25 protein-coding genes and 1 tRNA gene are annotated in these 25,571 nt (G+C 69.1%); 16 read left to right on the top strand and 10 right to left on the bottom strand.

Annotated features, from left to right (window positions below; genetic code table 11):
• Positions 1 to 18: 18 nt before the first annotated feature.
• The 3 genes from Q0812_RS03890 (at position 19) to Q0812_RS03880 (ending at position 2,001) form a co-directional block, all read left to right on the top strand.
• Positions 19 to 801 carry an inositol monophosphatase family protein gene (locus tag Q0812_RS03890; RefSeq protein ID WP_302108975.1) on the top strand — a complete coding sequence of 261 codons (783 nt, stop codon included), beginning with the start codon at positions 19 to 21 and terminating at the stop codon, positions 799 to 801.
• A 152-nt stretch (positions 802 to 953) separates the two neighbouring features.
• Complete coding sequence (locus Q0812_RS03885) at positions 954 to 1,421, top strand: peptidylprolyl isomerase (protein WP_425281539.1); 468 nt, start codon at positions 954 to 956, stop codon at positions 1,419 to 1,421.
• Positions 1,422 to 1,425: 4 nt separating this feature from the next.
• Positions 1,426 to 2,001, top strand: coding sequence for an HD domain-containing protein (locus Q0812_RS03880; RefSeq protein WP_302108974.1), 576 nt, complete (start codon positions 1,426 to 1,428; stop codon positions 1,999 to 2,001).
• Between the two features lie 6 nt (positions 2,002 to 2,007).
• Here the strand turns inward: Q0812_RS03880 and Q0812_RS03875 are convergent, their stop codons facing one another.
• Complete coding sequence (locus Q0812_RS03875; protein ID WP_302108973.1) at positions 2,008 to 2,586, bottom strand: hypothetical protein; 579 nt, start codon at positions 2,584 to 2,586, stop codon at positions 2,008 to 2,010.
• Complete coding sequence (locus tag Q0812_RS03870; protein ID WP_302108972.1) at positions 2,586 to 3,542, bottom strand: M20/M25/M40 family metallo-hydrolase; 957 nt, start codon at positions 3,540 to 3,542, stop codon at positions 2,586 to 2,588. The genes Q0812_RS03875 and Q0812_RS03870 overlap by 1 nt, the downstream gene beginning before the upstream one ends.
• A 117-nt stretch (positions 3,543 to 3,659) precedes the next feature.
• On the opposite strand from Q0812_RS03870, the gene queA reads away from it, so the two are divergent.
• The 3 genes from queA to tgt are packed head-to-tail and all read left to right on the top strand — an operon-like array spanning position 3,660 to position 6,324.
• Positions 3,660 to 4,733, top strand: coding sequence for a tRNA preQ1(34) S-adenosylmethionine ribosyltransferase-isomerase QueA (gene queA / locus Q0812_RS03865; RefSeq protein WP_302108971.1), 1,074 nt, complete (start codon positions 3,660 to 3,662; stop codon positions 4,731 to 4,733).
• Positions 4,730 to 5,203: a hypothetical protein gene (locus Q0812_RS03860; RefSeq protein WP_302108970.1), complete on the top strand. Its 474-nt coding sequence runs from the start codon at positions 4,730 to 4,732 to the stop codon at positions 5,201 to 5,203. Before queA ends, Q0812_RS03860 begins: the two co-directional genes overlap by 4 nt.
• Positions 5,200 to 6,324, top strand: coding sequence for a tRNA guanosine(34) transglycosylase Tgt (gene tgt, locus Q0812_RS03855; protein ID WP_302108969.1), 1,125 nt, complete (start codon positions 5,200 to 5,202; stop codon positions 6,322 to 6,324). The genes Q0812_RS03860 and tgt overlap by 4 nt, the downstream gene beginning before the upstream one ends.
• Here the strand turns inward: tgt and Q0812_RS03850 are convergent.
• Complete coding sequence (locus Q0812_RS03850; RefSeq protein WP_302108968.1) at positions 6,297 to 6,899, bottom strand: hypothetical protein; 603 nt, start codon at positions 6,897 to 6,899, stop codon at positions 6,297 to 6,299. The genes tgt and Q0812_RS03850 overlap by 28 nt on opposite strands.
• Positions 6,900 to 7,021: 122 nt before the next feature.
• Positions 7,022 to 7,098: transfer RNA gene (locus Q0812_RS03845), tRNA-Lys, on the bottom strand.
• A gap of 172 nt (positions 7,099 to 7,270) precedes the next feature.
• Here Q0812_RS03845 and Q0812_RS03840 point away from each other — a divergent pair.
• The 3 genes from Q0812_RS03840 to Q0812_RS03830 all read left to right on the top strand — a co-directional run bounded on the left by Q0812_RS03840 (position 7,271) and on the right by Q0812_RS03830 (position 13,699).
• Positions 7,271 to 7,534 carry a hypothetical protein gene (locus Q0812_RS03840; RefSeq protein ID WP_302108967.1) on the top strand — a complete coding sequence of 88 codons (264 nt, stop codon included), beginning with the start codon at positions 7,271 to 7,273 and terminating at the stop codon, positions 7,532 to 7,534.
• A 211-nt stretch (positions 7,535 to 7,745) separates the two neighbouring features.
• Positions 7,746 to 9,494 (top strand): autotransporter assembly complex protein TamA, encoded by a 1,749-nt coding sequence (locus Q0812_RS03835; protein ID WP_341923488.1) that lies wholly within the window; start codon positions 7,746 to 7,748, stop codon positions 9,492 to 9,494.
• On the top strand, positions 9,491 to 13,699 hold the full coding sequence (locus tag Q0812_RS03830; protein ID WP_302108965.1) for a translocation/assembly module TamB domain-containing protein: 4,209 nt from the start codon (positions 9,491 to 9,493) through the stop codon (positions 13,697 to 13,699). The genes Q0812_RS03835 and Q0812_RS03830 overlap by 4 nt, the downstream gene beginning before the upstream one ends.
• A gap of 12 nt (positions 13,700 to 13,711) precedes the next feature.
• Here the strand turns inward: Q0812_RS03830 and Q0812_RS03825 are convergent, their stop codons facing one another.
• On the bottom strand, positions 13,712 to 14,221 hold the full coding sequence (locus Q0812_RS03825; protein ID WP_302108964.1) for a hypothetical protein: 510 nt from the start codon (positions 14,219 to 14,221) through the stop codon (positions 13,712 to 13,714).
• A 105-nt stretch (positions 14,222 to 14,326) separates the two neighbouring features.
• On the opposite strand from Q0812_RS03825, the gene Q0812_RS03820 reads away from it, so the two are divergent.
• Genes Q0812_RS03820 through Q0812_RS03795 form a run of 6 tightly spaced genes read left to right on the top strand, consistent with a single transcriptional unit; the run spans position 14,327 to position 20,910 of the window.
• Complete coding sequence (locus tag Q0812_RS03820; RefSeq protein ID WP_302108963.1) at positions 14,327 to 15,577, top strand: hydrolase; 1,251 nt, start codon at positions 14,327 to 14,329, stop codon at positions 15,575 to 15,577.
• A complete protein-coding gene (locus Q0812_RS03815; RefSeq protein ID WP_302108962.1) occupies positions 15,577 to 16,587 on the top strand; it encodes an arginine N-succinyltransferase in 1,011 nt (336 codons plus the stop codon). The genes Q0812_RS03820 and Q0812_RS03815 overlap by 1 nt, the downstream gene beginning before the upstream one ends.
• Before the next feature lie 4 nt (positions 16,588 to 16,591).
• The gene (gene astD / locus Q0812_RS03810) at positions 16,592 to 18,028 is read left to right on the top strand and encodes a succinylglutamate-semialdehyde dehydrogenase (RefSeq protein ID WP_302108961.1); all 1,437 of its coding nucleotides are present in this window, start codon (positions 16,592 to 16,594) and stop codon (positions 18,026 to 18,028) included.
• Positions 18,028 to 18,357 (top strand): hypothetical protein, encoded by a 330-nt coding sequence (locus Q0812_RS03805; RefSeq protein WP_302108960.1) that lies wholly within the window; start codon positions 18,028 to 18,030, stop codon positions 18,355 to 18,357. Before astD ends, Q0812_RS03805 begins: the two co-directional genes overlap by 1 nt.
• A 2-nt stretch (positions 18,358 to 18,359) precedes the next feature.
• Positions 18,360 to 19,703 carry an N-succinylarginine dihydrolase gene (astB, locus tag Q0812_RS03800; RefSeq protein ID WP_302108959.1) on the top strand — a complete coding sequence of 448 codons (1,344 nt, stop codon included), beginning with the start codon at positions 18,360 to 18,362 and terminating at the stop codon, positions 19,701 to 19,703.
• A gap of 19 nt (positions 19,704 to 19,722) precedes the next feature.
• Positions 19,723 to 20,910: an acyltransferase family protein gene (locus Q0812_RS03795; protein WP_302108958.1), complete on the top strand. Its 1,188-nt coding sequence runs from the start codon at positions 19,723 to 19,725 to the stop codon at positions 20,908 to 20,910.
• Here the strand turns inward: Q0812_RS03795 and phhA are convergent.
• Both phhA and hspQ read right to left on the bottom strand, forming a co-directional pair.
• Complete coding sequence (phhA, locus tag Q0812_RS03790) at positions 20,865 to 21,752, bottom strand: phenylalanine 4-monooxygenase (protein WP_302108957.1); 888 nt, start codon at positions 21,750 to 21,752, stop codon at positions 20,865 to 20,867. The two genes, Q0812_RS03795 and phhA, sit on opposite strands and share 46 nt — an antisense overlap.
• 110 nt (positions 21,753 to 21,862) lie before the next feature.
• Positions 21,863 to 22,186 (bottom strand): heat shock protein HspQ, encoded by a 324-nt coding sequence (gene hspQ / locus Q0812_RS03785; protein WP_302108956.1) that lies wholly within the window; start codon positions 22,184 to 22,186, stop codon positions 21,863 to 21,865.
• Positions 22,187 to 22,325: 139 nt separating this feature from the next.
• Between hspQ and Q0812_RS03780 the strand changes: the two genes are divergently transcribed.
• Positions 22,326 to 23,345, top strand: a complete 1,020-nt coding sequence (locus tag Q0812_RS03780; RefSeq protein ID WP_302108955.1) for a Ppx/GppA phosphatase family protein — start codon at positions 22,326 to 22,328, stop codon at positions 23,343 to 23,345.
• Here the strand turns inward: Q0812_RS03780 and Q0812_RS03775 are convergent.
• The 3 genes from Q0812_RS03775 to coaD are packed head-to-tail and all read right to left on the bottom strand — an operon-like array spanning position 23,314 to position 25,540.
• Positions 23,314 to 24,201: a peptidylprolyl isomerase gene (locus Q0812_RS03775; RefSeq protein WP_302108954.1), complete on the bottom strand. Its 888-nt coding sequence runs from the start codon at positions 24,199 to 24,201 to the stop codon at positions 23,314 to 23,316. The two genes, Q0812_RS03780 and Q0812_RS03775, sit on opposite strands and share 32 nt — an antisense overlap.
• A 14-nt stretch (positions 24,202 to 24,215) precedes the next feature.
• Positions 24,216 to 25,052 carry a peptidylprolyl isomerase gene (locus Q0812_RS03770; RefSeq protein ID WP_302108953.1) on the bottom strand — a complete coding sequence of 279 codons (837 nt, stop codon included), beginning with the start codon at positions 25,050 to 25,052 and terminating at the stop codon, positions 24,216 to 24,218.
• Positions 25,049 to 25,540: a pantetheine-phosphate adenylyltransferase gene (gene coaD / locus Q0812_RS03765; RefSeq protein WP_302108952.1), complete on the bottom strand. Its 492-nt coding sequence runs from the start codon at positions 25,538 to 25,540 to the stop codon at positions 25,049 to 25,051. Before coaD ends, Q0812_RS03770 begins: the two co-directional genes overlap by 4 nt.
• Positions 25,541 to 25,571 lie beyond the last annotated feature (31 nt).

Below are 25,571 nucleotides of genomic sequence, written 5' to 3'. Positions count from 1 at the left end.
CATGGCTAGACACGGCACATGTCTTCTCTCACCGCATTCGAAGCCTTCGCTCTGGAGTTGGTCGCCGTCGCCGCGACCGAGACCCTGCCGCCCTTCCGGCAGGAGATCGCGATCGTCGACAAGGGCGCCCAAAGGGCCTTCGACCCCGTGACCGCCGCCGACCGAGGGGCCGAGGCCGCCTTGCGCCGGGCGATCGCTAATCGCTTTCCGGATCATGGGGTCATTGGAGAGGAGTACGGCGAGGATCGTCCACACGCCGACTGGGTCTGGGTGCTCGACCCCATTGACGGCACGCGCGCCTACATCGCGGGCCTCCCCCTCTGGACGACCCTGATCGCCCTCATGCGCGAGGGGGAGCCTGTGCTCGGCGTCGTAGCGCAGCCCTACCTGCAGGAGACGTTTGTCGGAACGCGGTCAGCCTCGCGTCTTGTGCGGCCGGGCCAGCCCGACCGGACGCTCCGCACGCGCCCCTGCCCCACCCTCGCCGACGCCACCATCTCGACCACCGACCCGGCCCTCTTCGCAGACGAGGAGGCGGCGGCCTGGCGGGGCCTGCGCCAGTCCGCACGCCTGGCCCGCCTGGGCTGCGACGCCTACGCCTACGCCATGCTGGCCGCCGGACAGATTGACGTGGTGCTGGAGTCCGGCCTCAAGCTGTGGGACTGGGCCGCGCACAAACCGCTCATCGAGGGCGCGGGAGGCCAAGTCGAGGGATGGATCAGCGCCGACTGCGGCCCGGGCCAGATCCTCGCCACGGGCGACGCCCGGCTCCAGACACAGGTAAGAGCGTTGCTGGGTTAGATACTCGCGGACGCGGGGCGCCAGAGGGCGACCTCCGCTCGCAGCGTCCAGCGCCGCGTGACGACGCTGCGGCTTGGAGCGAGACCTTGCGTCTTTCCGGAAGGGCGCGCGCAAGCTAGAAGCCGCCCGTCCCCATTAGAGAGGAGCGCCTCGTGGCCGAGCCCCAGACCCTGACCTTCACCCTCGACACCGGCGACGGAAACGGCGGCGATGTGGTGATCCGCCTGCGCCCTGACCTGGCGCCCAACCACGTCAAGCAGATCACCGACCTGGCCAATGAGGGCTTTTACGACGGCGTCGTCTTCCACCGCGTCATCCCCGGCTTCATGGCCCAGGGCGGCGACCCCACCGGCACGGGGACCAGCGGCTCCAAGAAGCCGAACATCAAGGCCGAGTTCTCGTCCGAGCCGCACGTGCGCGGCGTCTGCTCCATGGCTCGGACCAGCAATCCGGACAGCGCCAACAGCCAGTTCTTCATCTGCTTCGACGACGCCACCTTCCTGGACCGCCAGTACACCGTCTGGGGCCAGGTCGAGAGCGGCATGGAGCATGTGGACGCCCTGCCCAAGGGCGAGCCGCCCCGTAATCCGGGGAAGATCGTCAAGGCGACGGTGGGCTGATCCTGTGATCTCCGATGCGGTCCGCGACGCTCTGATCGCCAGGTACCGCGAGCCGCATCGGGTCTATCATACGCTGACCCACGTTCGGGACTGCCTGGCCCAGCTCGAGGCGTGCGAGGATCTGGCGGCGCACGAGCGGGCTCTACTGGACGCCGCCCTCTGGTTTCACGACGCCGTCTACGTTCCGGCGCGGAATGACAATGAGGCCGAGAGCGCCCGGCTCGCGAGATCGGCGCTGACCGCCGAGGGCGTCTCGGCCGCCGACATCGCCGAGATCGAACGGCTGATCCTGCTGACGGCCGGGCACTCGGTAAGGCCGGAGGACCGGCTGGGCGCGCGCCTCGTCTCCATTGACCTCTCGATCCTGGGGGCGCGCCCCGCAGACTATGACGCCTACGCCGGCGCCATACGCAAGGAATACGCTCATGTCCCGGACGCAGCCTATCGCGCCGGCCGCGCCGCAGTCATGCGCCGGTTTTTCGAGGCGGCGCCCCTGTTTCCCGACCCCGAGTGGGAGCGGCGGCTGGGCCGTCAGGCTCGCGCCAACATCCGCCGCGAGCTAAATCAGCTCAGCGCCTGATCCTGATCAGTCCCCGCCGTACCAGACGAAGGACTGCCCCTCAAAGGTGCGCTCGCCGACCCTCAGGGCGCCGGTCAGAACAGTCTGGCTCGAGCCGATGGCCCGCCGGGCCTGATTGAGGGCGTCCGTGTCGAGACGGCCTTCGAAGCTGACCACGCCCAGCGTCGGGTGCTGCCCGGTGAAGCGGATCGCGTCGTCGGACACGGCGTAGGCGTCAGGCAGAACGCGCGGCCGGTTCGTGCGCACCTCCTGTCCCATCTCGTTCGTCACAAGCTCGGACGCCCGATCCTCGAACTCGAACATGATGGGCGCGAAGGTGTCGCTGCGCTGGCCGCCCTGCCAGTCGCTGAAGTCCGAGGCGCGACCGATGAACAGGTGATCCAACGCCTGATCGCCGATAACCACGTCCGACACCGGCAGGAAGAAGCCTGAGATGTCGCCCGAGGCGCTGTAGGCGAAGCCGTTCAGGCTGGGCGCGCGCGGCGCCTCAGGCGCCGGCGTCTCGCCAGGTTGCGGCGGGCGGCGCTCCTCGCAGGCGGCCAGGGCCAGCGCCGCTAGTCCAGCGGCAAGGATAACCCTTCGCATCAGCGCCTCCGCTCGGCGCGGGCGCGGGCCAGCAGGGCTGGATCAGCGTCGAGCGCCCGGATCGTGGCCTCCGTGATGCGGACGCCCTCCACGAAGAAGTCCACCGGGATCTTCTCCGGATCATCCGCAGGCTGGTGGTAGTCCATATGGTCATCGACGCTGAAGAACAGCGACGGCACCCCCGCGTCCAGGAAGGCGGCCTGATCGGCCCGGTTGATCCAGTCGTTGGCCCCCGTGTCCTGGGGTGTGTCGTGGCCGAAGCGGATGGTCACCGGAGCATTGACCGGCAGGGCCTCGATCACGGGGCGCAGCACCGGCCACTGATAGGTTCCGACCACCCAGTAGATGCCGTTGTCGCCCCGCGCGACCATGTCCAGATTGACGTTCAGCGCCATGTTCTCCACGGGCACGGGCGCATTCGCCACGAAATGGCGCGCGCCCCTCAGGCCCAGCTCCTCAGCGTCAGGGAACAGCACCATCAGGTTATGACGCAGCGGCCGCTCGCGGAACCGCCGCGTCAGCTCCAGCGTGGCGGCCACGCCGGAGGCGTTGTCATCGGCCCCATTGTAGATCTGACCGTTGCGGACCCCGACATGGTCGTAGTGGGCCGACAGCACGATCCATGGCGCGTCAGGACCGCCTGAGCCCGGCAGAACGCCAACCAGATTGATGCCCGTGACCTCGGTGTTGGCGCGGTCACGGGTGATGAAGGTCTGTCGCCAGCCCTGCGGGCCAGGTTGCAGGCCCGCCTGCTCCATGCGGCGCTGGACCCAGGCTTGCGCCAGGGCGCCGCCGACCGTGCCGGTGGCGCGACCCTGATAGCGGTCAGAGGACAGGGCGCGCACATCGTTCATCAGCCGCTCGCCCGGATCATCCGGGGCGAAGACGGGCGTGGCGCAACCGGCCGCTAGAGCCAAGGCGGCGAAGGCAAGGGGGCGGATAAGGCGGGCGATCATGCGGACTCTCCTGAACCCAGCGATCAAGCCGCATGGCGAAGCTCCCGTCCAGCCCCGAGACTGGGCCAGCCCTTGCGGATTGACGTCCGCTCCGCCCTCCCCCATTGGCGGGACCCCATGCGGACCGCCGACTTCGATTTCCACCTGCCCGAGGGGCGCATCGCCCTGCGCCCGGCCAGCCCGCGCGACTCGGCGCGGCTGCTGTTAGTGCGGCCCGGCGCGCCCGACGAAGACCGGGTTGTCCGCGACCTGCCCGACCTGCTCCAGCCCGGCGACGTGCTGGTCTTCAACGACACGCGGGTGATCCCGGCCCGGCTGAAGGGCGTGCGGGAGCGCGACGGCCTGACCGTCGCCGTCGAGGGCAACCTGCACAAGCGCACCGGCCCGGACCGCTGGACGGCTTTCATGAAGCCGGGCAAGCGGCTGAAGCCCGGCGATCGCGTCCTGTTCGGCCAGCCGTCCGCCTGCGCGATGTCGCAGTTGGAGGCCCGCGTGGAGGCCAAGATGGAGGACGGGCTTGTGGAGCTCAGCTTCGACCGCTCCAGCGCCTTCTTGGACGAGGCGATCCGCGCGCTGGGGGCCATGCCCCTGCCGCCCTATATCGCCGCCCAGCGGCCCGAGGATCAGCAGGACTTCGCCGACTACCAGACCGTCTACGCCCGCGAGGACGGGTCGGTCGCCGCGCCGACGGCGGGCCTGCACTTCACGCCCGAGCTGCTGCGGCGCCTGAGCGACCGGGGCGTGGAGCAGGCCTTCGTCACCCTGCACGTGGGGGCCGGCACCTTTCTACCGGTCAAGGCGGACGACCTTTCCGACCACCGCATGCACGCCGAAACCGGCGAGGTCTCAGCCGAGGTCGCCGACCGGCTGAACGCCGTCCGGGCCCGGGGCGGCCGCATCGTCTGCGTCGGCACCACCTCGCTGCGCCTTTTGGAGAGCGCCACGGGCGAAGACGGGGTGGTCCGCCCCTTCGACGGCGAGACGGACATCTTCATCACGCCGGGTTATCGGTTCCGCGCGGCGGACATGCTGATGACCAACTTCCATTTGCCGAAATCGACCCTGTTCATGCTGGTCTGCGCCTTCGCCGGGACCAGGCGCATGAAGGCGGCCTACGCTCACGCCGTCGAGACAGGGTATCGGTTCTACTCCTATGGCGATGGCAGCCTCCTGTTCAGGGCAGAGCCGTGAGCGGCCGACTGCCAGAGCCGCTGGTGGCGACGCTGGGCGTCATCGCCTCGACCGCGAGCGAGCTTCGCGATCCGTGGTGGATCTATGGCGGCGCGGCCATGGCGCTGGCGGGTTTGAACGAGCCCCACGTTCCGGACGTCGATGTGCTGGCCAGCGCGCGCAACGCCCACACCCTGATCCGCGCGCTGCATGGCCAAGTGTCGGAGGACCCCGGCGAGGGTCTGTTCCGCTCGCAGGTCTTCGGCCAGATTCTGACCACGCCCGTACCCGTGGACGTCATGGCCGAAATGGATGTGCGCGCTGGCGTCGAGTGGACCCGGGTGACTTTCGAAAGTCGCATTCCGATCAAATTGGAGGGCGCGGTCGTTTTCATCCCCTCGGTGGAGGAACAGATCGACACCTGCCGCCTGTTCGGTCGGCCCAAGGATTTGGAGCGCGCAGAGCGTCTTGAGGCCCTGATCCGCCGATGACCTTCCCCTTTCACATAGCCGCTGCGGACGGACAGGCGCGCACCGGGGTGCTGAAAACGCCGCGAGGCGACATCCGCACCCCCGCCTTCATGCCTGTGGGCACGGCCGGGACGGTCAAGGCCCTGACGGTCGATCAGGTGCGCCAGGCCGGCGCCGACATCATTCTCGGCAACACCTATCACCTGATGCTGCGCCCCACCGCCGAGCGCATCGCGCGGCTGGGCGGTCTGCACCGGTTCATGCGCTGGGAGGGGCCGATCCTGACGGACTCCGGCGGGTTTCAGGTCATGAGCCTGTCGGGCATCTCCAAGGTGCGCGAGGAGGCCGTCACCTTCGCCAGCCATATCGACGGCTCGCGCCACGCCCTGTCGCCCGAACGCTCCATCGAGATCCAGGCCGACCTGCTGAGCTCGGACATCGTCATGCAGCTGGACGAGTGTGTCTCCTGGCCTGCCGAGAAGGACCGGGCGCGTCAGGCCATGGAGCTGTCGGCCCGCTGGGGCGCGCGATCAAAGGCCGCCTTCGGCGCGCGCGATACCCAGGCCCTTTTCGGAATCCAGCAGGGCTCCACCTTCGAGGACCTGCGCCGAGAGAGCACCGATCGCCTTCTGGAGACCGGCTTTGACGGCTACGCCATCGGCGGCCTGGCCGTGGGCGAGGGCCATCAGGCCATGTGCGAGACGCTGGAGTTTTCCGCCCCCCTGCTGCCCGTCGACCGGCCCCGCTACCTGATGGGGGTCGGCAAGCCCATCGACCTGGTGGAGGCGGTGGTGCGCGGCGTCGACATGTTCGACTGCGTCCTGCCCACGCGCTCGGGCCGTCATGGCCAGGCCTGGACCTGGGACGGACCCATCAACCTGAAGAACGCCCGCTTCGCCGAGGCCGACGAGCCGCTCGACGCCGATGTCCCCTGCCCGGCCAGCCGCGATTATTCAAAAGCTTATCTTCACCACCTGGTGCGCGCTGACGAGATCCTGGGGCAGGTGCTTCTATCCTGGCACAACATCGCCTTCTTCCAGGCCCTGACTGCCGCCATGCGCGCCGCGATCTCGGAGGGACGTTTCGAGGCCTTCCGGCGAGACTTCGCCGCGCGTCATCTGCGGCCAGAACGGCGCGACTGACGCGGCGGTGGCGGTGGGGGCGCCGGTTCCGGCGCCGGATTGAACCAGCTGGGCGCTGCGGGCGGCGCGCAATTGCGGCTCATGCCCACCCCTTTGAGGAACGAGCGCCTTTGGCGTCCAGCGGTGATCGACTCGCGCATCAGACGGCTGTGCGCTTCAGCGCCAGTCAGGCGGCGCACCCAGCTGCGGAATGGAATCAGATCGGTGGTCGTGCCGCGGATGGCGTCCAGCGTCAGATCGGCTGCCGCATCGGCCCCCCGTTCGCTCATCATGCGCCCATCCGGCGACGGCGGCTCATCCGTGTCCGGCCCCAGGGCGTCGTCGAGGCGTCGCACCTCCTGGGCGATGGCCTGGCAGCGCTCCATATTGCGCAGGTCATACGGATTGGCCTGGGCCTGCAGCAGCACAATGGGAATCTCGTCCCGCCGGACGTTCAGATCCTCGAGCGGAGCCAGGGCGGCGTCAGCGAAGCCGTCCTGCACCTGACCCGCGCCGTCGCGAGCCGCCTGGCCTGAGGCGCAGGCTCCAAGGCCAAGGATGAGACAGGCCGAAAGCGCCAGACGATACATGGACATAAGCCCTTCTACCGTATGCGGCGGCCTGAGCGGAGTCCTTTCGCCGAAGCGGTCTCGGGGATCGGCGTCCGCAAGAGCAGCTCTGGCCGCGCTTCAACCAACGTCGCTAAATCGTTGAAAGTTGGTACGCCCCCTGGGACTCGAACCCAGGACCCCCTGATTAAAAGTCAGGTGCTCTAACCGGCTGAGCTAGGGGCGCGCCGCGACGGGCGCGGACCATAGGGATGAGGCCCTGTCGCCGCAAGCGGCTTTGCGGCAACGCCGAACGGGATTGGAACCGGCCGGCCCCTCCGTGCGCTTGACCGGCGCGCGTCCCGCGCCAATCTCCACCCCGGCCACAAAGCTTGGCCATACGCCCGATGGGGAGCCCGATGAGACTGATCCTTAAGGCCGCCGCCGCCGCGATGATGCTGAGCGTCGCCGCCTGCGAAGAGCCCGCCGACATGGACCCTCTGCCTGAGCAGGTGCCGCCGACGGCCGCCGAGGCCGGTCTGGACGCCGCAGGAACCGAGGCTGAGGCGGACGCATCGGCGGCTCCCGCTCCCACGGATACGCCCCCTCAGGAGCGCGAACTGCCGACCGATCGCGATTCGGCCGAGAGCGTTCAGCCGGACAGCGACACCCTCTTCTACTGAGTTCCGACGGGGAAACGGCCGCGCCTTGATCCGGCCCGCTTCCTGGGCCAACAGCGGCCGGGCGGCGGGGTACGGTGGAACCGTCAAGCTCGCCGCCTGTTCTGGACCTTAAGGGCGCCCGTCCGGGCGGAGCTTGAAGGCGGGCATGAGGCGATCGGGGGCACCCATCCGTACGAGACGCGCGGCGCTTACGGCGGCGATGTCGGCTGCGTTGACGCTGTCGACTCAGGCGGCCGTGGCTGCGCCCAAGGCCGAGGTGCGGGGCGAACTCCCCGACGATCTGCGCGAGCGAATCGAAAACGCTGTCGGCGAGACCGATGATGCGCCCGACAACCGGTTTCAGGCGCGCCGACGCGCCCGCGCCGCCGCCGAGGACGCCACCGCCGTCCTGCGCTCGGAAGGCTATTACGCCTCGACAGTCACGCCCGACATCACCGAGGCGGACCCCGCCCTCCCCTACATCGACGTTCAGCCGGGCCCTCGCTTCCTGATCGCCGACCCCGCGGTCGAGTGGACGGAACCGCCGCCTGAAGCCGGGGCGGCCGCCGCCGCCAGGGAGGCCATTGAGCTTGAGCCCGGCGAGCCTGGCCGCGCCGCCGATGTTGTCGCCGCTGAGGGCCGCATCGTCGCGGTCCTGACACGCCAGGGATATGCCGACGCCAGCGCCGGCGCCCGCCGGGTCGTGGTCGATCACGCCGACAATACGCTGACACCCACCTACCGCATCGCATCCGGCCCCCTGGTGCGGCTGGACGGGGTGACGCTGCGCACCCAGGGGCCGACCAATCCCCAGTGGGTCGCAGGCCTCGCCCCGTGGCGCGAAGGCGAGGTCTATGATCCCGAGGATGTCGCCGAGCTTGAGCGCCGGCTAACGGAGACCGGAGTCTATGATTCCGTCACCGTCGCCTTGAGTCCGCCTTCCGAGACGAACGCCGAAGGCCTGCGGCCCATCGTCGTCGGCCTGCGGGATCAGCCCGCACGCGTATTGGAAGCGGGCGTGGGCTGGTCCACCAGCGAGGGCGTGGGCGTCGACGCCGCCTGGACCTGGCGCAACCGCTTCGGCCGCGCCGATACCCTGCGCTTCGACCTGCGCCTGGCCGAGATCGACAGCCGCATCGGAGCGACCCTGTCCTTGCCGCACTGGCGTCGGCCCGGACGGACGCTGAAGCTGTCGGCCGCCGTCGTGGACGAAGAGACCGACGCCTATAACCGCCGCGGCCTGCTGGCCTCGGCCGATCTGACCCAGCGGTTCGGGCCGACCTCGTTCTACTCGTACGGCGCGGCCCTGGAGGCGGGGCAGTACGAGGACATCACCTTTGACTCGCTGGGCAATCCGGTTCCACGCGAGCGTACCCTCTACATCGCGACCCTGCGCGGCTCGGCGACGCTGGACAGGTCGAACGACCCGCTTGACCCGACGCAGGGCTGGCGCGCCAGCCTGGATCTGCAGCCGACCCTAGTGGGCGGCGACACAAGCTTGGCTTTCCTTCGGGCCGCCGGCCAGGTCAGCGCCTATCTGCCGCTGGATGAGCAGGGCGACACCGTGGTCGCCGGGCGCATCCGCGCCGGGTCCATCGCGGGGGCCGACGGCGTTGGGGATGTCCCCAGCGACCGGCGTTTCTTCGCGGGCGGCGGCGGATCCATCCGGGGCTACGAGTTCCAGAGCGTCGGACCTCGCCTGCCCGACGGCACCCCCCAGGGCGGCCTGTCGCTGATCGAGACCTCGCTGGAGGTGCGCCGCCGCATAGGTGAGCGATGGGGCGCGGTCGCCTTCATCGACGGGGGCACGGTGGGTGAGAGCAGCTTCGCCGGCTTCGACGGGGTGCAGTGGGCTGTCGGCGCGGGCGTGCGCTATCATCTTCCGTTCGGTCCGATCCGGGCGGATATCGCCATCCCGCTGGACAAGCGCGAAGGCGACGCGGCCTTCCAGCTCTACATCAGCATAGGCCAGGCGTTTTGACAGAGCCCGCCGAACAGCCTGCTGAGACGCCCGCCGAAGCCGAAACCAAGGCAAAGGTGAAGCGCGGCCTGCTTTGGTGGGCTGGGATCGTGCTGGCCGTGCTGGCTGCCCTGGTGGTGGTCGTGCTTGTCGGCGGCCGACTGGCGGTGCTGTCGCCCGCGGGCCGCGACTTGGTGCAAACCTTCGTCGCCGGCAAGAAACTGGGCCGCTACGGGCGCATCAACGTCTATGGCCTGCGGGGCGACCTCTGGGACGATTTCACGCTTGAGCGCGTGACCGTCACCGACGCCCAGGGCGTCTGGCTGGACGCTCGGGATGTCCGCGTGGACTGGAGCTACTGGGCGCTGGTCACGCGTCGCTTTCACGCCACCGACATCACCGTCCGCAAGCTACAGGTGCTGAGGCGTCCCGAGGTGGAGCCCCGGCTAGAGCCGCCGGGACCCCTGCCGCTGGGCATCGACATCGACCGGTTTCGCGCCGAGGTCGAACTGTTCGAGAACTTCTCCCAGGAGTATGGGCGCTTCAACGTCGATGGCGCGCTTGAGCTGACGCGCGTCGGCGACCGGCGGGGCCAGTTCCGGGCGGTCAGCGTCACGAGGCCGGGCGATCGGCTGGAGGCGACCTTCGCCTTGGGGGAGGACGCGCCCATCGAGCTGAACGCCCGCGCGCACGAAGCCCGGGGCGGCCCCATCGCCGGCGCCTTCGGCTTCTCGCCCGACGAGCCCTTCCTGATGAACATCACCCTGGACGACCGGCGATTGAACGCCATCGTGCGCAGCGGCCGGTTCACACCGCTCTACGCCCAGGGACGTTGGGACGACGAGGGCGCGCGCGTCTCGGGGCGCATGGTCTTCGAGGGCTCGGACCTGCTGGAGCCCTTCGCGGAGCGGCTGGGCCGCGAGGCGCGCTTCGGCATGGCGGCGATTCACCAGCGCGGCGACATCTATGCGGTCGGCTGGGTGCTGCGCGCCGACAACCTGACCACACGGGCCCAGGGACTTATCAATCGCCAGACGCGCCGTTCGTCCCAGGGGCTCACCCTGCGCGCTTCCACGCCGAACCTGGCGCGCCTGTCGGGTCAGAACATCGCCGGGCCCGCCTCCCTCAATGGGCTCTGGCGCGGCGAGCCTGATCGCTGGCGGTTCGTTGGCCGTACGACCCTGGCCCAGGTCCAACTGGCTGGGTATCAAGCGGACGTTGTGACCGGCCCGGTCGAGATCATCGCCCGCAACGGCCGCTTCGACGTGGACGCTGACCTGCGTGCTGACGGCGGACGCGCCCGAGGCGTGATCGGCGGTCTGTTGGGCGCCCAGCCGCGGCTGCAGTTCCAAGGCGCCCGACTGGCGGACGGGCGGACCCTCTTTGAGCGCGTCATCCTCGACGGCTCGGCCTTCCATCTGGACGGCAGAGGATCTCGCGGCGTGACGGGCGCCCTCAGCTTCCAGGGCGACGCCATCGTCGAGGATTTCTCCCGCATCCGCCGGGCGGGTTCAGGTCGCTTGGATCTGGATTTCAGCGCCTCGAAGCGTAGTCAGAACCCCTGGAGCTTCCGCATCGATGCACGCGGCCGCCGCCTCCATACGGGCATGGCGCAACTCGACCGCCTATTGGGCGAGACGCCGCGTCTGCGCGGACAGGGCGTGCTCAGCGAAGGCCGCCTGGCCATCAGCCAGTCGGAGCTGACGGGGCAGTCCGGTCGCCTGGGCGCGCGCGGCTTTCTGGGTCTGGGCGGGCGCGACACGCGGCTGCTGCTGGACTGGGACGCCAGTGGGCCGTTCGGGATCGGACCCATCGAAGTCGTGGGTGAGGCGTCGGGCCAGGGCGCGCTGACCGGGACGCTGAACCGGCCCATCATCGACCTGACGGCGAATATCTCGCGCTTGGACGCTGGCCCGCTACCCCTCACAGACGCCGATCTGACCTTGAGATTCCGGCGCGGCGCCAACGGCTCGGATGGGCGCTTCGTGCTCACCGCCGACAGCCGCTACGGCCCGGCGCGCGCCTCGTCCGACTTCCGCTTCGGCGGCGGCGGCGTCGCCCTCAACAATCTGGATGTGGCGGCCGGCGGGGTCGTGGCCCAGGGCGACGTGGCCCTGAACGGCCGCACGCCCTCAAGCGCCGACCTGACCTTCACGGCGCGGCCCGGCGCCTTCATCACCTCGGGACAGGCCGATGGCGTGATCCGCTTGAGCGGGTCGCGCGGCGACGCCCAGGCCATGGTCGATGTGCGCGCCACCGACGTGCGTCTGGCCGGGTCCGACACACACATCCGCCGCCTGTCCCTGCAAGGTCAGGGCACGCTGGAGCGTCTGCCCTTCCGAGTCAGTGCGGACGTGCGCGGCGCCACGCCGGTGATTTTCGAAGGCACAGGCCTCTATTCGCGCCAGGGCCAGGCTCAGAGCGTGGCTCTGGAGGGTTCGGGCCGGATCCGCGACATCGCCTTCCGCACGCGCGCGCCGGCGGTCTTCGCCCTGGCCGACGGCGGGCGCGTGGTGCGCGCCAATCTGGAGGTGGGGGGCGGCGCCCTGATCGGCGAGCTGCGCCAGGACCAGCAGGGGGCCGTGCTTCAGGCTGACCTGTCCAGTGTCGATCTGGCCTCCCTGACGCCCGATCTGCGTGGACGCATCACGGGCCGGGTGTCACTGCGCGGGCGCGGCGACGACCTTTCGGGGTCGGTCACCGCCCAACTCCAGGACGCGCGCAGTCGCGACACCGGTCCGGGCGTGAATGTGGACGCCAACGTCGAGGCCATCCTGCTGAACAACCGGCTTGAGATCACGGCCACCGCCGCTAATGGCGGCGACGCTCGCTCCGAACTGGAGCTCAGCCTGCCTGTGCGCGCCTCGGCGGCTCCGCTTCGGCTGGCCGTGGCTCGGGACGCGCCGATCCGGGGCCAGGTGACCCTCAATGGTGAAATCCAGCCCATCTGGGACTTGGTTCTGGGTGGTGAGCGCAGCCTGTCGGGCCAGGTCAATGGGCGGGCCGCCATCGGCGGCACCCTGATCGCGCCGGAGCTGGACGGGCGCCTCGACCTGACGCAAGGACGTTTCCGGGACGCCGCCACGGGCCTGACCCTGACCGATGTGACGGCCAGCGCCACCTTCGACCGGGGCTCCGCCACCCTTGAGACCTTCTCCGCCGGCGACGGCGACGGTGGCCGCGCGACGGGTTCAGGGCGTCTGGGCCTGCGTGAGGGATCAGCTTCGAACCTCACCCTGCAGCTGACCAGCTTCAAGGTCATCGACAACGACCTGGCCGAGGCCCAGGCCACCGGCCCCATCACCGTCACGCGTGGACGCGACGGTCGCATCAGCCTGGAGGGCAGGCTCGAGGTGAACCGCGCTGAAATTTCCGCCGACTTGCCCACGCCCTCGGGTGTCGTGACTCTGGACGTCGTGGAGATCAATCGGCCCGGTGGCGACGAGGAGCCGCGCGAGCGCCCACGGGGCCGCGGCTTCGACATGGCGCTGGACGTGACCCTGCGCGCGGACGATGAAATCTACCTTCGCGGACGGGGGCTCGACATCGAGATGTCTCTGAACGCGCGGGTGCGCGGTACGCTCAGCGATCCCATCCTGACCGGGCGGGCCAATGTGATCCGGGGCGACTACGAGTTCGCGGGCAAGCGCTTCATCATCGACGAGCGCGGCTCGGTCAGCCTGTCGACCGACCCCAACAACATCCGGCTGGACCTGCGCGCCGTTCGCGAGGACCCGACCCTGACCGCCGAGGTGCGCGTCTCCGGCACGGCGGCGCGGCCCATCATCACCCTGGGCTCGACGCCGTCCCTGCCCCAGGACGAGATCCTGGCCCAGGTCCTGTTCGGCCGATCCGCCTCGCAGCTATCGGCCCTCGAGGCGGCGCAACTGGCCTCAAGCGTGGCCTCCCTGGCCGGCGGCGGCGGCTTCGACGTCCTGGGCAATTTGCGTGAGTTCGCGGGACTGGACCGCCTGTCCTTCGGCGGCGAGGCCTCAGGCATGACCATAGCCGGCGGCAAGTACCTGTCCGACGACGTCTATTTCGAGATCATCGGTGGGGCCGAAGGGGCGGCGGTTCAGGTCGAGTGGCGCGCGCGCCGCAACGTCGCCGTGGTCTCACGCCTCAGCGGCGACGGCGACAATCGCCTCTCCATCCGCTGGCGCCGTGAGAGCGAGCGCCCCGGCCGAAACCGCCGGGAGCGCACGCGTACCGTCCCCGTTCGCTGACTTCGGCCGGCCTCAGCGAGAGGCGGCCATCTGCATATCGTCAAGCCGCTTGATGCCCCGCAGACCCGCGATGTGCAGCACCAGCTGGATCACCATGATCACCACCGACAGGGCTACCTGCCACAGGGGCGTCGCCGGCATGTTCGGCATGGACTGGGCGAGCATCGGCGTCGCCAGCGTCGAGAGCAGGCCAAGAATGATCAGGATGATGAACAGGATGGCGATGAACTTCTTGGGATCGCGCCACTGAACCACAGCGAAGATCAGCTGGATCACAACCAGGCCCACGCCCATCCACAGACCCGCCTGCACGCTGGCGGCCATGACCTCGGCGGTGGCGGGGTCGGCGCCCTGCGCCGCTTGCGCCGCCAATTCATCCGCCTGCATGAAGGACCACGCGGCGCTGACCAGCCCTACGATCACGCCGATGAAGATCGAAATGGCGCTGGCTCGGCCGGCCTTCAGGGCGTCGGCCTCGCTGTTGATCGGCGCGTTCGGGTTCATGGCTTGCAGCCAGGTCATCGTCAGTTCTCCCAGTTGAGGGACGGAGCCTAGATCGCGCCGCCGTGTCGAGGAAGCCCCGCGCCACCTTCACCTTTGCGTCCGCCCCGACTAGGGTCCGCCCCGATGCGGATTCTGCCCCAGGAACAAGCCGTCCTCGACAGGCTGGCCCAGCGCGGCCCCGATCTGATCGAGCGGGCCGTCGGCTGGTGCGCCCAGAACTCCGGCAGCCGCAATCACGACGGCCTGATGCGGCAGCTGGAGGCGCTGGAGGCGCTGGCCGCCACCCTGCCCTGCGCCGTCGAACGCGTCGCCCTGCCGGATCTGGTGGAGATCACCGACGCGGGCGAGGCGCGGCATACGCCCAGCCCGCCGGCCCTTCGCCTGACCCTGCGGCCCGAGGCGTCGGTCCAGGTGGTGATGACCGGCCACTACGACACCGTCTTCCCAGCGGACTCCGCGTTCCAGAGCGTTCGCACGCGCGACGACGGGGCCCTGTGGGGACCGGGCATCGCCGACATGAAGGGCGGTATCTCGGTCATGTTCGGCGCGCTCGAAGCGTTCGAGACCTTCCCCGGCAAGGATCGCGTCGGCTGGACCGTCCTGTGGTCGCCGGACGAGGAGATCGGCTCTCCGGGCTCAGCCCAGGAGCTGGCGCGTCTGGGCGCCCTGGGCCATTTGGGCCTGACCTTCGAGCCCGCCCTGCCCGACGGCTCCATGGCCGGGGCGCGCAAGGGCTCGGCCAACTTCCACCTCGTGGTCAGGGGCAAAGCCGCCCATGCGGGCCGCGCCTTCCACGAGGGCCGCAACGCCGTCGCCGGCGCCGCCATGATCGCCGCGGAACTGCACGGCCTGAACGGACTGCGGGACGAGGTGACGATCAACGTCTCCAAGATATCAGGCGGCTCGGCGCTGAACGTCGTCGCCGACAACGCCGTGGTCCGCTTCAACGTGCGCGTGCCCGACAAGGCCTCCGCCGACTGGATCACCGCCGAGGTGAACCGTATCGTCGCATCGCCGCCCTTTGAGGGGCTCAACCTGCATCTGCACGGCGGCTTTACCCGTCCGCCCAAGCCCATGGACGCCGCCCAGACGGAGCTGTGCCGCGCCGTCGAGGGCGCGGGCGCGGCGCTCGGCCTGCCCATCGCCTGGAAGCCCTCCGGCGGCGTCTGTGAAGGCAACAACCTGCACGCGGCGGGCCTGCCCAACATCGACACGCTCGGCGTGCGCGGCGGCGACATCCACTCGGATCAGGAATTCGCCTGGCCCGAAAGCTTCGTGGAGCGCGCCCAGCTGTCGGCCCTGATCCTTATGAAGGTGGCAGGCGGCGAGATCGACGCCCACCGCCTCAAGGCGCTCAGACTGGAGACCCTCTAGTGCTCGTCGTCCGCCCCGCCCTGCCCGGCGATCTGGATTCGCTGCTTGAGCTGGCTCTGCTCTCAGGTCCCGGCTTCACTAGCCTGCCTGAAGACCCCGACGTCCTCAGCGACCGGCTCGAGCTGTCCCGCGCCAGCTTCGAGCAGACCATCCCGCCCGAGGAACGCTGGTACACTCTCATGCTCGAAGAGAGCGAGACCGGCGACATCGACGGCGTGTGCAGCGTCAAGGCGGCGGTGGGTCTGAAACGGCCCTTCTTCTCGTTCCGCCTGTCACCAATCAGCCAGTCCTGCCCCTCGCTGAACATCCGGCTGCAGCACCACGTGCTGATGCTGGTCAACGAGTGCACCGGGTGGTCCGAGGTGGGCTCGCTGTTCCTCAAGGCCGACCGCCGCAAGGGCGGCGCCGGACGGCTGCTCAGTCAGTCGCGCTACATGCTGATCGGCTGTCAGCCTGACCTCTTCGCCGAGACGGTGCTTGCCGAGCTGCGCGGCGTGTTCACGCCCGACGGCGCATGCCCCTTCTGGGACCACGTGGCGTCCAAGTTCTTCCCCATGCCGTTCGACGAGGCCGACCACATGACCGGCTCGACGGACAAGCAGTTCATCCTCGACCTGGCGCCGCGCCATCCGATCTATGTCGAAATCCTGCCCGAGCCCGCGCGCGCCGTGATCGGCAAGGTCCATCCCCAGGGCGTGCCGGCCATGGCGCTGCTGGAGAGCGAAGGCTTCCGCCCCAACGGCCTGGTGGACATTTTCGACGCGGGCCCCACCGTGACCTGCCGCCGGGACGACATCCGCACCGTGCGCGACGCCCGGCCCCTGCGCGTGGAGATCGCCGCCGAGGTTGAGACCGAGCTCCCGGCCCTGATCTCGACCTGTGGCGTATCCAGCTTCCGCGCCGTGCGTCAGAAGGTGCAGCTGATCGACGACAGCGCCGCCGTTCTGACCCGCGAGACCGCTGAGGCGCTCAAGGTGCGCGCTGGCGACACCATACGGGTCAAGACGTGATTTCTTGGCCGGAACGGCCTATCTGCACGCCATGACCAAGCTGATCTCCACCGATCCCGCCACCGGCGAAACCGTCTGGGAGGGCCAGGCCGCCTCGCCGGTTGAGGTCGCCGCCGCCGTGGACGCCGCGCGGTCCGCCTTCCCCGCCTGGGCGCGGATGCCGCGTGACGAGCGGGTGGCGGCCATGAAGCGCTACCAGGCCTCGCTGAAGGAGTTGGCGCCCGCCTTCTCCGAAATCATCAGCCGCGAGACCGGCAAGGCCCTGTGGGAGACCCAGGCCGAACTGGCCGCCATGCAGGGCAAGATCGATATTTCCATCCGCGCCCAGGAAGAGCGCGCCGGCCAGCGCCAGGTCGAGACCGGTTTCGGCCGCGCCGTCCTGCGTCACCGGCCCCACGGCGTGGCGGCGGTTTTGGGTCCGTTCAACTTCCCCGGCCATCTGCCCAACGGCCACATCCTCCCCGCGCTGCTGGCGGGCGATACGGTCGTCTTCAAGCCTTCGGAGGAAGCGCCCGGCACGGGCGAGATGATCGGCAAGGCCATGAGCATGGCTGGCCTGCCGCACGGCGTCTTCAACATCGTCCAGGGTGGGCGTGAGACCGGCGCGGCCCTGCTGGATCAGCGCATCGACGCCCTGATGTTCACCGGCTCGGGCGCGGCGGGCGCGCACTTCCGGCGCAAGTTCGCCGACGACCCGCATGTGATCCTGGCGCTGGAGCTGGGCGGCAACAACCCGCTGGTGGCGTGGAACTTTGGCGACGCTGAGGCCGCCGCGACGCTGGTCGCCATGTCCGGCTGGATCACCACCGGCCAGCGCTGCTCGTGCGCGCGGCGGCTGATCGTGCAGGACAGCGAGGCGGACGCCCTGATCGAGGCGCTGGCGGCCCTGTCGGACCGGCTGATCGTAGATGCCTGGAACGCCGACCCCGCCCCCTTCATGGGGCCGCTGATCTCGGCCCGCGCTGCCGAGGGCGCCCTGGCCCAGGTCGAGAGCCTGGTGGCGCGCGGCGCCAGGGTGATCCGGCCGCTGAAGTCCGAACGCGGCGGCGCCTTCGTCCGCCCGGCCCTGCTGGACGTGACCGAGGCCCGCGACCTGCCGGACGAGGAGATTTTCGCTCCGGTCCTACAGCTGCGCCGCGTCTCCAGTTTCGATCAGGCCATGGAGGCGGCCAACGACACCAAGTATGGCCTGTCCGCCGGTCTGCTCAGCAATGACGGCGGCCTATGGGACCGCTTCCTCGACGAGATCCGCGCCGGTGTCGTCAATTGGAACCGTCCGACCACCGGGGCGGCCGGCGACATGCCCTTCGGCGGCCTGGGCGCCAGCGGAAACCACCGCCCCAGCGCCTATTACGCGGCGGACTACTGCGCTTACCCAGTGGCCAGCTTCGAGGCCGATCAGGTCCGCTCCACCGCGGGCGAGATCAAGGGGCTGGCTTGATGACTGCCACCAGCAATGGCCGCTCTCGCGAGTACCGCCTCGCTGTGATCACGTATGTTCTCTTCAGCCTGACAGCTCTTTTCGTCGCTGCCGTCAGCTTTAATTTCGGGCAAGATTTGCGAGTTCCACCAGCGACTCGGATACTGATCTGGAGCACGACGTTTGGCCTGATGTGTGGCGTTACGGCCTTTGAATTTTGGCGGAGCGGGTTGAAGCGCGAGTCGCTGCTACTGGCTGGTCTTGCGGCGGTCACGCTTCTCGCGCTGCACTACGGCAGCGATCCTTTGCTTAGGAGCCTGGGCCTGTTGGTCGAGGTTCGGCGGACATAGAAATGACGCTAGCCCACGAAGCCAACTGCGACGGCCTGGTCGGGCCGACCCACTCCTATGCCGGGCTGTCGCCGGGCAACCTGGCCAGCGACCGCAACCGGGGCCAAGTTTCCGACCCACGCGGCGCGGCCCTGGAAGGCCTGGCAAAGATGAAGCGCCTGGCGGATCTGGGCATTCCCCAGTTCGTCCTGCCCCCGCACCAGCGTCCACACATCCCCTTTCTGCGCGACCTGGGCTTTTCGGGGAAGGACGGCGAGGTGCTGGCCAGCGCCTGGAAAGAGGCGCCCGCCTTCGCCGCCGCCGCCTGCTCGGCCTCGGCCATGTGGGCCGCCAACGCCGCCACCGTCACGCCCAGCGCCGACGCCCTTGATGGCCGCCTGCATCTGTCGGCGGCCAACCTGACCAGCAACATCCATCGCGCGCTGGAAGGCGAGCAGACGCACCGCATTCTCAAGCGGCTGTTCCCCGACGAGGCGCGCTTCGCCGTTCACGGCCCCCTGCCGAGCGTGGCGCACCTGGGCGACGAAGGTGCGGCCAACCATGTTCGCCTGTGCGCCGAGCACGGCCAGCCGGGCGTCAATCTGTTCGTCTGGGGCCGCGACGGCTGGGAGCGTTGGCAGGACGACTTCCCCGCCCGCCAGACGCTGCAGGCTTCCGAGGCCGTCGCGCGCCGCCACGGGACGCAGCGGCCCGTCTTCGCCCGCCAGGGCCGCGCCGCCATCGGCGGAGGCGCTTTCCACAACGACGTCGTCTGCGTCGGCACGCGCGAGGCCCTGCTGTTCCACGAGCTGGCCTTCGAGGACAAAAAGGCCACGCTGGACGCCATCCGCCGCGCGGCCGAGGGCCTGTTCGAGCCGGTCTTCCTTGAGATCCTTGAGGCGGACCTGCCCATCGAGGACGCGGTCTCGTCCTATCTGTTCAACAGCCAGCTACTCACCGTCCCCGGCCAGGACAGACTGACGCTGCTGGCGCCCGTCGAGACGCGCGAGAACCCGCGCGCCCACGCCGCGGCCGAAAAGCTGGCCGCCTCAAACGGCCCCATCGGCGCGGTCGAGTACGTGGATGTGCGTCAGAGCATGAGGAACGGCGGCGGGCCCGCCTGCCTGCGTCTGCGTGTGGTCATGACCGAGGGCGAGCTGGCCGCCGCCAATCCCGCCCAGCGCCTGACCGAAGAAATGCACGCCCGTCTGTCGGTGTGGGTGATGCGCTGGTACCGCGACCGCATGACGCCCGCCGATCTGGCCGACCCCCTGCTGATCGACGAGTGCTACGGCGCCCTGGACGAGCTGACCGCCATGCTGCACCTCGGGTCAGGCTTCTATCCTTTCCAGCGCCACGGCGCCTGACCAGGCCTCGACCTCCACAGTGACCGCAGCCGCCGACCGCCGCTATGACCTCGACTGGCTGCGTATCCTGGCCTTCGCAGTCCTGATTCTGTTTCACGTCGGCCTGTTCTACGCTGGTTGGGACTGGCACGTGAAAAGCCCACGCGCCTCCGGTGCCCTGGACGCCACCCTGCTGCTGACCAGTCCCTGGCGACTGGGCCTGCTGTTCTTCGTCTCGGGTTGCGCCTGCCGCTTCATGCTGGACCGCTCGGACCCGTGGACCTTTGCATGGGACCGAACCTGGCGGTTGTTGCCGCCGCTGATCTTCGCCGCCTTTCTGATCATGCCGCCGCAGTCCTATTTCGAGCTGATCCAGGACGGCCAGGTCGTCGCGCCGGGCCTGATCGACTACGGCTGGCGATGGCTGGCGGGTCTGTTCGGCCTGCCTTGCGACGGACCGTGCCTGCCCGTGCCCACCTGGAACAACATGTGGTTCGTGGCTTACGTGCTGGCCTACGCCCTCGCCCTGGCGGCGCTGGTCCGGGCCCGGGGGCCGCTGACGGGCCTCAGCGAACGCATCGAGCGCCTGTCGCCCGTGATGCTGCTGATCCTGCCCTGGCTTACGCTCAGCCTTTTCCGCCTGGCTCTGTTCCCCTGGGCCCACCGCCCGCACGTGCTGCTGGCCGATTGGTACGAACATGCGGTCTGGTTCAGCCTGTTCGTCGGCGGCTATCTGATCGCTAAGTCCGAGGTCGTGGCCGAACGGCTGGCCCACCTGCGCTGGATCGCGCTCAGCCTCGCCGTCGCCGCCTATCTGCTGAACCTGTTCTACATCTGGGCATGGCACGGCAGGGGTGAGCCTTCGCCGCTATGGGCCTATTTCGGCATGCGCTTCGTCTTCGCGGCCGAGCAGTGGTTCTGGGTGGCGGCGGCGCTGGGCTTCGCGCGCCGATATCTCAGCTTCGATCACCCGATCCGCCGCTACATGACGGTGGCGATCTTCCCCTTCTACATCGTGCACCAGACCATCATCATCATGGTCGCGCCCAGCCTGGCCGGCCTTTGGCTGCCCCTGTGGCTGGAGGCGGCCCTGCTCATCGCCGCCACCTTCGGCGGCAGCTGGATCATTTACGAGATTGTCCGCCGCATCAGCTGGTTACGGCGGGTTTTTGGCTTGAAATCTCAGCCGACCCTGCGCAGCGCGAAACGGCCGCCCGCGGCCGCATAAGCCTGGGTGCCGCGCGTATAGACCTTGTCGGTCGGCAGCACCGTCTCGATGGGCAGGTCCTCGGTGCCCTTCAGCCGCTCATAGACGCCGCCGAAGTCGCGCGTCGTCTCCTCGAGCAGGGCCTCCAGCGACGGAATGACGAAATAGACCTGCTGGAAGTCATCAATGCGATAGAGCGTCCGCATCACCCGCTCCAGGTCGAAGCCAAGGCGGTTCGGCGAGGGGTCCTCCAGACAGAAGATCGACTCCGTCTTCGAAGAGACGATGCCCGCGCCATAGATGCGCAGCCCCTCGGGCGTCTCCATCAGGCCGAACTCGACCGTGTACCAGTAAAGCCGCGCCAGGTTCTTCAGCATGCCCAGCGACTGGGCCCGCGCCCCGCCCTGCCCATAGGCCTGCATGTAGTCGGCGAAGACCGGGTCGCACAGCATGGGCACATGGCCAAACACGTCATGAAAGACGTCAGGCTCCTGGATGTAGTCCAACTGGTCGGGCAGACGGATAAACTGTCCCGCGGGGAAACGCCGGTTGGCGAGGTGATCAAAGAAGACGTCATCCGGCACCAGACCCGGCACGGCCACCACGGTCCAACCGGTCAGCTTCTCGAGCGCTTCATTGATGCGGGCGAAGTCGGGAATGCCCTGGCCGTGCAGGTCCAGCTGGTCGAGCCCCTTCATGAAGGCGTCGCAGGCCCGCCCCGGCAAGACCTTCATCTGCCGCTCGTAGAGGCTGACCCAGGTCTGGTGCTCGACCTCGGTATAGGCTTCCCAGTTCTGAGGGATGGTCCAGTCGGCGGCCGCGCCCGGCGGCGGCGTCTCGAAGACGTGCGCGAAGTCACCCATCGGTCGTCCTCCTTGGCGGGCGCGAAGCTGGGCGGAAGGAAGCATGCCCGGACCTACAGTGGGGTTAACTAGCCTCAAGCCGCGCCGGGTTCCATCCGGACGTTTCCGGATCAGTGCAGGGCGCGGGCATCGCGATGATAGCGACCGCCCTTGAATCCGTCGAAAACCTCCCGCGCCGCAGGATGGTGCACCGGCTCGCCAGTGAAGTCGGCGATCAGTTCGTCCTCGCCCACATAGGCCAGGATGGGTCCCTGATCGGTCTCGGCCAGCAGCCTGTAGTAGGGCTGGTCGCCGTTCTCGGGCTCGCGGCCCAGCGCCGCCTGCACCTCCGGGTCGATGAACACGTCCACGTCGACGACGGCGCCCCGGAGCGCGCCTGACAGGTGGGCGACCACCTGGCCGATGCAGAACTTGGCTGAACGTACCTTTTCCATGCGGCCACATTGGACCCCGGCCCCTGAGCCCAGCCGGAACAGGACATGCAGGCCCCGTTCAGGATTGTGCCGCCCCACGAACGCTTTAGGGTGGCAGGCAAGACGCCCGCGATCCGCGGGCCGCAACGAGTCCAGGTTGATGCCTGATGCCGCTTCGGCGCCGCCCGGCGCCGGCCCGGAGCCAAGCCGCGCCCCCCTGTTCGGCGCGCTGGATCTGGGGACCAACAACTGCCGGCTGCTGATCGCGCGGCCGACCCGCGGCGGCTTCCGCGTCGTGGACGCCTATTCGCGCATCGTCAGGCTGGGCGAAGGCCTCACCGCCTCGGGGCGACTTCAGCCCGCCGCCATGGACCGCGCGGTGGAGGCCCTGAAAGTCTGTGCGGCCAAGCTGAACCGTCGCGGCGTCACGACCTTCCGCGCCGTGGCCACTCAGGCCTGCCGCGCCGCCGAAAATGGCCCTGAGTTCATTGACCGTGTGGAGGCCGAGACTGGCCTGAGACTGGAGATCATCGAACCGCAGGAAGAGGCGCGCCTGTCCGTGCGCGGGTGCGCCAACCTCTTGGACCGCGATCACAGCTCGGCGATTATCGTGGATGTGGGCGGCGGCTCCACCGAGGTGTCCTGGGTTCAGCTCAATCCCAGCGACGGGCGCCGCTATCGCCTGGCGGCCTGGCGCTCGTTGCCGCTGGGCGTCGTCAGCCTGGCCGAAGCCTTCCCTGAGCCCGAAACGCCGTCGCGCGCCTGGTTCGAGGCCATGGTCGATCATGTGCGCCAGGCGCTGGCCCCGCCGCCCGACCTGGGCAGGATGGCCGCAGACTTTCCTGACGGGCGAGCGCACTTGATCGGTTCGTCCGGCGCGGTGACCAGCCTGGCGGGCCTGCATCTGGGGCTGCTGCGGTATGACCGCAACAAGGTCGATGGACTGTGGCTGACGCGCGAGGACTGCACCGCCACCGCCGAGCGACTGCTTGGCATGAACCTTAAGGAGCGATCGGCCGAACCCTGCATCGGGCCTGACCGCGCCGATCTCGTGCTGGCGGGCGCGGCCATCCTTGAGGCGCTGCAGGCTGATTGGCCCTGCCCTCGCGTACGGGTCGCCGATCGCGGCCTGCGCGAAGGGCTGCTGCTCAGCCAGATGTATAAGCGGCGGGGGCGCTGACCTCCGCCGGCAGGGCCAGGTCACAGACCGAGAAGTCGGCGCCGCGCGCCGCCCGCGCCTGCTCGGCCATGTTGCGGAAAAAGGCCGAGCCGGTGTCCAGCACGCGAACGGCGGGGCGTTCGCCCTCTGGCAGGGCCGAGGCCGTGCGCACCCGCGTCATCCGATCGGGCTCGGCCGGCGGCTCTCCCACGCTCAGGGCTCGAACCACATCCAGCCCAGCCACGGTCATGCCCCAGACCGTGTAGCGCTTGTCCAGCGACGGATAGGGCTGGCGCATGATGAAGAACTGGCTGTTGGCGCTGTTCTCCTCGGCGCCGCGCGCCATGCCGGCCACGCCGGGGCAGTAGGTGCCCCATCCGTGCACCTTGTTGTCCGAGGTGTTGGCCATCAGGGCGTCGGGCTGGCTGACCACCGGCAACGACAGTGAGAAGCCCTCGACGGTCCCGGCCGGGCTGGCCACGGGGGTGAACGGCGTGTCCGCGCCACGCCTGAAGGTGAACTCCGCCGTCAGGTCCTCATAGGGGCTCTGTCCCTCGCCTGTGCCAAGCGGATCGCCGGTCTGGGCCATGAACCAGTCGATGACCCGGTGCCAGCGCTGGCCGTCGTAGAAGCCGCTGTTCGCCAGTTGAACGATCCTCGCCACATGGCCGGGGGCCGCCTGGGGCGCCAGCTCCACCAGGATGCGCCCCTTGGTGGTGTCGATGACCAACAGGTTCTCCGGCGCGACCGCGCGCCACTCGTTGGCGGCCGGAACAGGCGGCGGCGCGGCGGCGACGGCGGCCGGAGGTTCCTGGGCGGCGGAGAGGCTGCTCAGCAAGGCTCCACCGGCGGCCAGGGCCAGAACCAGACGCATCATCGGCAATCCTCCCCTCAGCCGGCCTCGACGACCGGCTGGATGTCGCACAGGTTGAAGCGGGCCCCGCGTTGCGCGCGGACCGCCGTTATCGCCTCGGCCATCTGGGGGCTGTTCGCCTCAGCCACGCGCAGGCGCGGACGCTCGGCCTCGGGCATCTGATCGCCGGCGCGCACCCGGGTCATGCGATCGGGACTGGCCGGCGGCTCGCCCACATTCAGCCCCCGCACCACATCCAGGCCCGTCAGGACCCGACCCCAGACGGTGTACTGGCTGTTCAGGTTGGTGCTCATCTGGCGCATCAGGAAAAACTGGCTGTTGGCGCTGTTCACGTCGCCGCCCGTGCGCGCCATGGCGGCGACGCCTGGGCAGAAGCGGGCCTCGCCCCCCGCCTTGCCGTCCAGGGTGGCCATCATCTGACCGTCCGGCTGAGTGACCACCGGCAGCACGCCCCACAGCCCCGCCTGCAGAGGCGCCCGCACGTTGGGCAGGGAGTCGGGAACGGGCTGGAACGGAACGGCGTCGCCCCGCCGAAACGTGAACTCAGCCGGCAGGTCCGGCAGGTCGCTGCCGCCGGCGCCCGTGCCCTGCGGGTCGCCCGTCTGGGCCATGAAGGTGTCGATGACGCGGTGGAAGATCAGGCCGTCGTAGAAGCCGCGCCCGGCCAACTCGCGCAGACGCGCCACATGCTGAGGCGCCGCCTCGGGGACCATTTCGACGACGATGCGGCCCTTGGTGGTGTCGATGACCAACAGGTTTTGCGGGTCCGGCGTGCGCCAGCCGTCCTGGGTCAGGCCGGGACCGGCGGCGCCGAGCGCGACCGCGGCGGCGATGCCCGCGATCAGACGCCTCATTGGGCGGCCACCTTGGCGACCAGCGCCTTGGCCACGGCGGGCGAGACGAAGGGCGTCACATCCCCGTTCAGCCGCGCGATCTCCTTCACCAGGCGTGATGCGATCGCCTGATGGCGCGGGTCCGCCATTAAGAACACGGTTTCAATCTCTCGATTAAGACGCTGATTCATTGCAGTCATCTGGAACTCATACTCGAAGTCAGCCACGGCGCGCAGGCCGCGGATGATCATCTGCGCCCCGATCTTCTCGGCGTAGTGCATCAACAGCGACTCGAAGGGCGCGATGACGATCTCGGTGCGGCCGCGCAAGGGCGCGACCGTGGCCTCCAGCATCTCGACGCGTTCCTCGAGCGTGAACATGGGGCCCTTGGCCGCATTCATGGCGATGCCGATGACCAGGCGGTCCACCAGCTTGACCGCGCGCGCGATGATGTCGACATGCCCGTTGGTCACGGGGTCGAAGGTTCCTGGGTAAAGGCCGATGCGCACCGGTCGGAGCTCCCCTCTATCCGCCAAGGCT

The sequence above is a fragment of the Peiella sedimenti genome, from assembly GCF_030504955.1.
Lineage (GTDB): Bacteria > Pseudomonadota > Alphaproteobacteria > Caulobacterales > Caulobacteraceae > Brevundimonas > Brevundimonas sedimenti.
Note: the sequence above shows the minus strand (reverse complement) of the source record. Positions and strands in the feature narration are given on the sequence as shown.

What these genes read in the sequence shown, in the direction of transcription:
- Q0812_RS03840 (WP_302108967.1), top strand. Translation starts at nt 7,271, where the DNA reads ATGAGACTGATCCTTAAGGCCGCCGCCGCCGCGATGATGCTGAGCGTC.
- astB (WP_302108959.1), top strand. Translation starts at nt 18,360, where the DNA reads ATGACGCTAGCCCACGAAGCCAACTGCGACGGCCTGGTCGGGCCGACC.
- Q0812_RS03780 (WP_302108955.1), top strand. Translation starts at nt 22,326, where the DNA reads ATGCCTGATGCCGCTTCGGCGCCGCCCGGCGCCGGCCCGGAGCCAAGC.
- tgt (WP_302108969.1), top strand. Translation starts at nt 5,200, where the DNA reads ATGACCTTCCCCTTTCACATAGCCGCTGCGGACGGACAGGCGCGCACC.
- Q0812_RS03775 (WP_302108954.1), bottom strand. Translation starts at nt 24,201, where the DNA reads ATGATGCGTCTGGTTCTGGCCCTGGCCGCCGGTGGAGCCTTGCTGAGC.
- Q0812_RS03875 (WP_302108973.1), bottom strand. Translation starts at nt 2,586, where the DNA reads ATGCGAAGGGTTATCCTTGCCGCTGGACTAGCGGCGCTGGCCCTGGCC.
- queA (WP_302108971.1), top strand. Translation starts at nt 3,660, where the DNA reads ATGCGGACCGCCGACTTCGATTTCCACCTGCCCGAGGGGCGCATCGCC.
- Q0812_RS03825 (WP_302108964.1), bottom strand. Translation starts at nt 14,221, where the DNA reads ATGACCTGGCTGCAAGCCATGAACCCGAACGCGCCGATCAACAGCGAG.
- Q0812_RS03850 (WP_302108968.1), bottom strand. Translation starts at nt 6,899, where the DNA reads ATGTCCATGTATCGTCTGGCGCTTTCGGCCTGTCTCATCCTTGGCCTT.
- phhA (WP_302108957.1), bottom strand. Translation starts at nt 21,752, where the DNA reads ATGGGTGACTTCGCGCACGTCTTCGAGACGCCGCCGCCGGGCGCGGCC.
- Q0812_RS03820 (WP_302108963.1), top strand. Translation starts at nt 14,327, where the DNA reads ATGCGGATTCTGCCCCAGGAACAAGCCGTCCTCGACAGGCTGGCCCAG.
- Q0812_RS03770 (WP_302108953.1), bottom strand. Translation starts at nt 25,052, where the DNA reads ATGAGGCGTCTGATCGCGGGCATCGCCGCCGCGGTCGCGCTCGGCGCC.
- Q0812_RS03870 (WP_302108972.1), bottom strand. Translation starts at nt 3,542, where the DNA reads ATGATCGCCCGCCTTATCCGCCCCCTTGCCTTCGCCGCCTTGGCTCTA.
- Q0812_RS03805 (WP_302108960.1), top strand. Translation starts at nt 18,028, where the DNA reads ATGACTGCCACCAGCAATGGCCGCTCTCGCGAGTACCGCCTCGCTGTG.
- Q0812_RS03890 (WP_302108975.1), top strand. Translation starts at nt 19, where the DNA reads ATGTCTTCTCTCACCGCATTCGAAGCCTTCGCTCTGGAGTTGGTCGCC.
- hspQ (WP_302108956.1), bottom strand. Translation starts at nt 22,186, where the DNA reads ATGGAAAAGGTACGTTCAGCCAAGTTCTGCATCGGCCAGGTGGTCGCC.